The 9717-nt window shown below is 34.5% G+C and carries 1 protein-coding gene; it reads left to right on the top strand.

Annotation, left to right across the window (positions count from 1 at the left end; all coding sequences use genetic code 11):
• Nucleotides 1–3: 3 nt before the first annotated feature.
• The coding region (locus tag U0D62_RS22930; protein ID WP_322289696.1) for a DUF6443 domain-containing protein at nucleotides 4–9717 on the top strand (9714 nt) is incomplete at its 3' end.

Below are 9717 nucleotides of genomic sequence, written 5' to 3' on the forward strand. Positions count from 1 at the left end.
ATTATGAAAAATACTTCCAAATATTTAAAACTTATTATTCTATTTTTTGTTATAACTGTTGGTTATGGACAAGATAGATCAGAATACAATCCATCAGAAATAGGAACTGCCATTTCTTCGGGAACAGCTATAGAGTTCAGTCCTGATTTGAGCCCTTTTTCTAATGCTGCAGTACTTTCTGCTTCAACTAATGTTATTTTAAAAGTGGATACCGATGAAGCACCACATAATTGGTATCGATATAAATTAAAATTAAATATAACACCAAGATTGGCTGATGGTGCTTTTGATAATGCTAATGCATATCAAATAGAGCTATCTGTTGAGCATAATATGCTTTCGGGAGCAGGTAATGGAGGTGTGGATATACACAAGCATGTAATCCGTAATCGATACGGTGCTCAGGTAGTTGTTCAAGAAGGTACGTATGAAAACCTGGAATTAGGATCAGGAGCTGATGTTAATGGATATATTCCTGAAAATATTAGATTAGGAATGCAGTTGGATACTGAGTTTTATCAAGAACTTTCTTCTGATATTCCATTAATAAATGGTACTTACGATAGTGTACATAATGAATTAGCTGTAAGTTGGCAAGAGATTACAGGAACAGATCATTATCAACTGGAGTGGACTTGGGTGGATAGCTACGGAGATACGTTTGCTACACCAGAAACTGCTAATAATATAGCCTTTACTGAGAGAGATTTTAAATTGAATAATACTCGTATCCAGACGAATATCACAAAGTTTAATATTCCGTTGATCTATTCTAAAGGTTTTATTATTTACAGAGTACGAGCAGTTGGCCGATATATCAGTAATACATCTAAATATAAATATGGTCAATGGAGTAGTGGTATTTCAGAAAAAACTACGGTAAGTAGCTGGCCAAATGTATATCAACTTTCTTCTGATCATCAAAGAGATAAAAACTGGCAGTTTCAAGCTAGTTATGCTGAAGAAGGAAAGAAAAAAGAAGTAGTTAGTTATTTTGATGGTACCTTACGTAACCGTCAGACAGTAACTAAAATTAATTCTGATGATAATGTAATTGTAGGTGAAGTGGTCTATGATGCACAAGGAAGACCAGCGGTAGAAGTACTACCAGTTCCAATTTCATCAAACAGTATTTCTTATTACCGCAACTTTACAAGAAATACAACAAATGATGACCTATACAGTTATCAGGATTTTGATTTAGATACACAAAATATATTAGATCAGCCTACAACTCAAAAAGCAATGGCTACGAGTAGTGGAGCCAGCAAGTATTATTCTGGTGCTAATGACCTTACAGATGCTTTTAGAGCTAGAATACCTGATGCAGCACAACATCCTTTTTCGCAAATAGAATATATGCCTGATAATACAGGTCGTATTAGAAGAAAAGGTGGAGTAGGAGTAACGCACCAATTAGGTAGTGGTCAAGAAATGGAATATTATTATGGTACTCCAGAACAAAAAGAATTAAACCGTTTATTTGGATATAGTGTTGGTAACAAAGCACATTATAAGAAAAACTTAGTGATTGACCCTAACGGTCAGGCTAGTATTAGCTATATAGATCCTCAAGGAAGAACGATTGCAACAGCATTATCAGGATATAAACCTCAAAACCTGGATGGATTACCTAATGAAGCAGATAATTCTGGATTGCATAAAGAACTAAATGTTGATTTATTAGGAAAACTGACTAGAGATGCTAAGGATACCAATGAGGATAACAATATCAAAACTGCTACGCAACGATATGGAGCATTAGAAGATGCATTAGAATATGCAGGAACTAAAGTATCTCCATTTGCGGAGGATCGTACATTTAATTACTCATTAAGCAATGATCCTTATTTTAATTATGCTTGTGATTTGTCTAACAATACTGTTCAATATCCTATGGTATATGACCTGGCAATTGATGTATTGGATATGGATGCTAATACGTTAATATCTGGTCCTATAAAACAAACAGTAGATTTAAGCAAAGAAGGAGTAGACGGTACTTTTGTCTTACCAGAATTTGTAGCTCCCGTAAAACGAGGAAGCTATAGCATTACCAAGAGCTTAATGATTAATAAAGATTCTTTAGAGTTGTATGCAGCACAATATTTAGAGAGATTAAAAGATCCTAATGATGTATGTTATATAAGCCCAGAAGAGGTGTCCGATCTACCTGAGTTAAGCCTTGAAGGATGTTTTGTTACTTGTGAAGAATGTGAAGAAGCCCTGGAGTTAGAATATGTTGCAGAACCAGGCAGTACTAGTAGAGCTAAATATATAGATGTTCAAATAGAAAATTATGATTTTTCAGGACTTAGTTATTTGACAACAGATGAATTAGCAGAAGAAACAACTAGGTTGGAAGAAGTGTTTGGAATACAATGGGATGCATTAGTTAGAGCTTGTAACGCTCCTTGTGCTGATGGTACTATTGATGACCCTGTCGGTAATCCAACGCCAGATGAAGTAGATGATATCGTAGCAAATTCTGTGAATTGTAATATCGCAGAAACAGCATTGCTTAATGATATGAAACCTTTAGGACAGTATGGAGCCTATACAGCTAATATCTATGAAAATCAGGATTCAAATACAAACAACCCATCTACAACAGCAATTGAATCTAAGTTAAGTATTTTCAATGATGCTAATGATATTGATGGTAGCAATGATCCAAACGGCACCAATGAACTATATAGTACTAAAGTAGCTGATGGAATATATAATAGCTGGCGTAATCCACGTCATCATAAGTTTGACAGTCCTTCAAATAGTAATACTAAACCATATGATCAAGGACATTACTATAACGAAGATGGTACCATTAGTTACATTAAGGTAAAACAGATTATTACCATTACTATTGATGATAATGGAGAAGAGCAAATAGAAATTACCTATGAGCCAACGTTATTAGAAGATATAGAAGTTATTGAGGTAACTGATGCACCAGGATTTGTATACGTAGAACCTCAATATTTAGCTAATGTAACAGATTTCTTAGCAGACGATGTATGGCAAAATCAATGGGCAGAATCGCTATTGGTGTATCACCCAGAGTATTGTTATCTTGAATATACAGAAGGGATGTGTGCGGTAACAGACAATGTAGGTGGAGCAACTATGAATTCTGATGGATATGATGTATATCTGCATTCTATAAAAACCTATGCCGAAGCAAAGACGAAAGGTGTATTAAGTGGTTTTAATACGATTGGAGATCAAGATCCATATTTTAGAAATGTGATTACCGGATTTGAGAATAGTACCTCACAAGCAGTACGAAGAGATCTGATTCGTGAAGCCTTAAGTACAGAATATAATGGTAGTAATAGAAACCTGATGGCTTTCTCCTATGCTACTATAGCTTGTAATAGTATTACGAACTGTGATACTTCATTTAATGGTACTTCTACAGTAGATGGTAGTAGTTTATCAGATGAAGAAAAAGATCAGTTCTGGAGTACTTATAAAGCTAATTATTTAACGATGAAGCAAACAATACAGTCGCTGTTTGCTAATATCTATGCAGAGAGTAACGGTTGTTATAATGGATGTATTGGTCCAGATGAACCACCAACAACGCTGCTTACCGTAATTTCTGATTATAGTTCTACGATTATAAACAGGGTAAATGGCTTGATTAGTAATACAAACGATATTTGTAATGATCCTCATGTAAGTTTATATGATAATAAAGAACAACGTTTTAAACCGTCAGACAACCTATTTAATTCTGGTGATAACAACCAGGATATATACGATGACATCCGTGAGTTAACGAATTATGAGTATTATGTGTCTACAGGAATATGTCCTCTAGGTAGAGATCTGGAATTATTCTTAAGCAATTACTTTAAAGATCGTCCTAACGGAGGGTCAGGCTTTACCGTAGAACGTGACTTTTCTGGTAATTACTTAAGTCCTTCTTTATTTGAAGATTTAGGAGGAGAACATCCAACCAATGATGCTGTACGTATTAATGCAGTTATTAATAATAATAGTTTAGAAATTCGCTTTACACAAGCGGGTAATACTATAGGCGAAGTGCCTTTAATAGTGACTAGTAATGATGCCAATTATAGTTGGAGTAATTACGGAGAAGGAAGATGGGTAATCACTCGATTAAAAAATATGTATCCATCAAATGAAGAAGAAGATGCTCTTTTTGAATACTCTGTAGTTGCAGAAGTACGAACTAATAGTACAGATGAAACCTATAAAGAGATCATTTTAAGTGGTACCACAGAAGCTAGAATATCTAACTGTAGTATTGTAGATGCTAATGGCATAGGAGAATACTTACCTAATGGTGGCGGTTCGACAGATGCTAGTTGTAATAAAGAAAGTCGATTTAGACAAGCGATGGCTAAGCTGTTAAACCGTTTAGAGCGATCAGGAACGATTAACTCTAGTGTACAATTAAATACTATTCCAGAATATGCAGATAGCTATTTGGCCACTTTTTTAGGAGATACAAATGCGGTTTGGTTTGAAGAACAACCAGGTTTTTATGTAATACAATCAAGAACTACTGGTGCTTTTTTAATGACAATGGAATTAGAAAGAAGTCTAAATCCAGCAGAAATTCTTTTTATTACAGGAGTTAATTTTAGCTATGCGTATAATGAAGCAGGTAAGATTACGCACCATACGGTAAAGGTTACCTATTTTGATACTACTTTCAGACAACAAGTGATTGCTGGTCAAATTTCAGAAAATTGCGACGCTGAAGGCACTGGTGGCGGAGATGGCGGTGGTGATACAATATTCACTTTTGCTAGTAGTAGTGTTTCTAAATTACAAGGTCCTGCATCATCTGGTTGTCGATTATTAAACTTCCTATGTTGTGGTGATATTAATGATTTGGTGGGTGAAGAAGATTTTGGTGAATGTCCAACAGCAGTAACAGCTTGTGGAACAGGGGCAGATGCAGAAGTGTCTTTCGAAAATTATATGCAGCAAATTATGAATGCTGCTTTCCAAAATAGTGCTATAGGTAATGATTTTATACCATATAATACTAGTTTGGTAGAAGAGTTTAGGCAAGAGATGGAATTAGATTTACGATTTTTAAACTCTTTTAGTAATTATGGTCTTGACGTAGATTTGCCTGTTGCAACTGCTAGATATTCTGATCCTGATATTTCTTTGGAAGATAAGTTTGAACTCAAATTTTCAACTGAAAATAATGAACCATCAGTAACTATAGAAATTGATTTTTCGAATATTGATGGAGGAGGTTCGGGGACTTTCTTAACAAAAGGTGATAATGTTAGCAGAGCAAGAAACGGAGCTAATGCTATCAAAGAAGTATTGTGTTTTGATATTACTGAATTTGTACCATTTTTTGGCGGAGAATCTATTGCAGCTGCTAGTAAAAGCACAATAAGTTCTGTAAGGGATTATCATTATTTTTTAATTTCTTTATCCTATATAGATGAATTAGGAGTTACACATACAAATGAAACAGCAACATTAACATTTAAGTTTAAATCGAGCAATTTTGAGAGAAGGGATATTAGTTGTTCTTTTTTCGAACCTTATGATCCATGTTTGTTAACTAGAGATAACTTAAAATTATATGATCCTTTATTTAATGATTTGTTAGATGAAATATTAAAAGATGTTAAAACTAGATTTTCACAAAGTGATTTTGGTGATAATAATGATATAACAGGGTTTACATCTTTCCAAAATTTTATTCAAAATTACCCACTAAAAGAGAGTTTAGAATATGCAGCTGCAAATACCCAATATTATACTCCACAAAATGTAGTAGATTTTGATGTTAGTAATGCGACATATTCTATAGAGACTGGTTTTGGTGGTACATTGATTAATTCAATTAGAATAGATTTTAATAATAATTACCAGTTTTTTTATAGTTTTTCTCCAGATTTTAGAACATTAGAAGAAGTCCTTGAGTTCAGTCAATCATCGGATTATAAGTCTTCTATACCCAGTATAAATAGTTTCTCTGGAACCTCTTTAATTACTAATGAAAATGGTAGTTCGGCCAGGAGATTGGGACATATATTTTTCTTTGTTGCGCAAGACCCTAACGTACCAGTAGGTATTGGTAATAATGTATTATTGGATAATTGTCTAGTATTTAATCCTCAAATCACTCCTGACCCTAGAGTTATTTCATGCGAATTAGGAGAGGAGGCAGAAAGAAGATATGAAGATTTTACGTTAGCAATATTTAATGATGTTTTTCAAACTTTTGATGCCAATATTGTTACTCCTAATAGGGGAATTGCCATAAATACAAATATCACAAATAATTTTCTTAACGATCAGGTTTTAAGAGTTGATGACAGGACAAATGCTTATATAACTAATGTTTGGTCAAATAACTATGTTTATGGAGTTCCTGCTTTAAGAAATATAGCAGTATATACTTATTTTGGAACATTAGCTGGATTTTCATCAAATAGCATAACCGTTCAGATGGGAGATCCGGGGATTAATCAACGTACGGACCCTAACGGGCATAATGGATTTGAGTTGATTTTAAAGTTTCATAATGAAGATGGTTCAGATTATAGTGTAAATGATATGAATCAGATCAGAAGAATAAATAAAATAGATATTACGGAGATAAGTGGTGCAGGTATCGTTACTTACACAAATAAAAACAATCAAATTGTAGAGAGTCCTTTTGAATTACGTTTAAAACCAAAAAAATATTTTCCAAATAATAATATTACTTCATTTATACCAGCTATTTGTACTGATTTTTTAGGAATACATTTAGAAGGAAATTCAACCACCTCATTTGCTGAAAAATCAGTTTTTCATAAAACTTCGATCATCTCAGAAGAAGTCCCTTGTGGAACAGATATCTGTATTCCACCAGTAGTGCCTCCAGTGAGTTGTACTGATGTATATGGTATTTATACAACATTGATGAATAGAATCAATGATAAAATAGATGAAGAAGGTGATGTAGTAAGCGAAGAGGATTTCTGCAATAATTCGCTACAATACCTGGTTGAAGATTATGATTATTACATAACTAAATTTGGAATTACTTCAACTTTAGATCTCAACTATATGACGATTAGTCGTTTTGGGGCTACAGAATTTAATTTTGGATATCCCGGAATGAGTAAACCATATGAGGTTAATGGAGTAGTACAACCACCAATTATTGATGCTTTCTTTACCCATGTAAGTACTCATGATACAGAGACCGTAAAAACCTGGGCTGCATTTACTTCGGATTATTTAAATCTTCCTGGTAATGAGAGTATTTGTGTGCCACGAGCATTTCCGACTGACTTTAGTAATGTTACTATTGATATTCCAGATGATACCAATTGTGAACAGTTTGTAAAAAGTGTTAGAGCGGCATATATCAGAGATACTTATGAAAGCTTCTTGGATATTAAACAAGAAGCGTTTATAAAAGCATATGTTACCAATGCGATTGATAATGCTGTGGAGACTTTTGATATGAAGTATTTTGATAAAGAATATCAGTATACTTTGTATTACTACGATCAGTCAGGTAATCTATTACAAACAGTACCACCAGAAGGAACAGATCGTTTTACCAACGAAGAATTAAATACAGTGCTTTCTAGTGGTGTAACATTAAACGATGCTATTAATCAGCATAGAGCAAATAATATTGCTAGTGAGAGTAATCAGTTATTACCAGATCATGAATTGGTTACAGAGTATCGTTATAATTCGTTGAATCAATTGGTATGGCAAAAAACACCAGATGGTGGTATTACTACTTTTGCGTATGATGACCTGGGTAGGATCATAGCATCTCAAAATGCCAAGCAAAAATTGAATAACCGATTTAGCTATACAACTTATGACGGATTAGGAAGAATAGTAGAAGCGGGAGAACTCATTCCAAATGTAGCTGTAAGTATTAATGATACCAGAGGTAAGTTGATCCTTACTTCAAATGGAGAAGAAATACCTGCAAGAGTAGAAGATAATTACCCTATTAATATTAGTACTAATAGAGTAGAAGTAACACGCACTCGATACAATGATCTTTTAACAGATCCATCAGGGGTATTTGAAACAGTATCAGATCCTGATATTTATGCCGGCAATGCGCGTAACAGAGTATCAGCAATTTATTATTACGATGCTCATGAAGCAGGAACTACGTTGGAGCGTCAATATGATAATGCGATATTCTATACTTATGATATTCATGGTAATGTAAATGAATTGGTACAACATAATAGGCAAATGACATTGACTCTGGATGATCCTTCTTCTGGAATGAAGCGTATTCAATATGAGTATGACCTCATTAGTGGAAATGTAAATACTGTTACCTATCAAAAAGGAAAGCAAGATCAGTTTATACATCATTATGAATATGATGCAGATAACCGTATCGTGAATGTATCTACTTCATCAGATGCTATGGTTTGGGAGCAGGATGCCAGTTACCAATATTTTGCACACGGACCATTGGCCAGAACAGAACTGGGTGATAAAAAAGTGCAAGGTATGGATTATGCCTATACACTACAAGGTTGGTTAAAAGGTGTAAATTCAGAAAACCTGACTCCTGATGCCGATATGGGAGGAGATGGAGCAACCGGTTCCTCTGTTGCCAAAGATGCAATGGGATATTCATTAAGTTATTACCAGGGTGATTATACATCTGTAGGAAATACAAGTGCAGCTTTTAACTATAGTAATACAACCGGATTACAGAGTAACAAAAACCTGTATAATGGTAATATCAAAACTATGGTGAATCGTTTACTGGATAATGATGAGTCTATGTTGACGGCCCAAGTGAATACGTATGAGTATGATCAGTTGAACCGTATCAAAGCCATGCAAGGTAAAGGTGTAAATGGTACAGATGTAAATAATAATTATAGTTCTAGTTATACCTATGATAATAATGGGAATCTATTAATCTTAAAACGCTCTACAGCGGACAATACGGGTAGTGTACAACAAATGGACGATCTATCTTATGTATATAAGACGATAGCAGATCCTGAAACGGGAGAACAAAAACGATCGAATCAGTTGGATCATGTAAATGACGCAATTAATGGTAGTCAGTTTAATGACCTCACAGATCAGGACGGAGGTAATTATCAATACGATGCCATAGGTCAGTTGATTAGTGATCAAAAGGAAGGAATCACCAATATAGAGTGGAGAGTAGATGGTAAAGTACGTAAGATCACTAAAAACGATGGTACTACTATTAGTTTTGGATATGATGGATTAGGAAACCGTATTTCTAAAACAGTAATGCCAGAGAATAAGACTACTTTGTATTCTCGAGATGCTCAAGGAAATACCCTGACGGTGTATGAAGGAGGTACTTCAGGAAGTACTGCGCAAGATCTAAGAGTTAAAGAACACCATATCTATGGTAGTAGTAGGTTAGGAGTAGAAGAGAAAGATATTCTTGTGAATGATGATGATGCACCAACGACAAATATGTTCGCCAATTCGATAGGAGATAAGCGCTACGAATTGAGTAATCATTTGGGTAATGTACTAAGTGTAATTACAGATCGTAAAGTAGCAGATTCGCAGAATAATGGTACCTTTATACCAGACGTTCTTACATATAATGATTACTATCCGTTTGGGATGCTACTCCCGAACAGACACGGAAACACTAGCGACTATCGTTACGGCTTCCAGGGACAAGAGATGGATAATGAAGTAAAAGGTGAAGGGAATTCTGTAAACTAT

It is taken from the genome of Aquimarina callyspongiae (assembly GCF_034322225.1).
Lineage (GTDB): Bacteria > Bacteroidota > Bacteroidia > Flavobacteriales > Flavobacteriaceae > Aquimarina.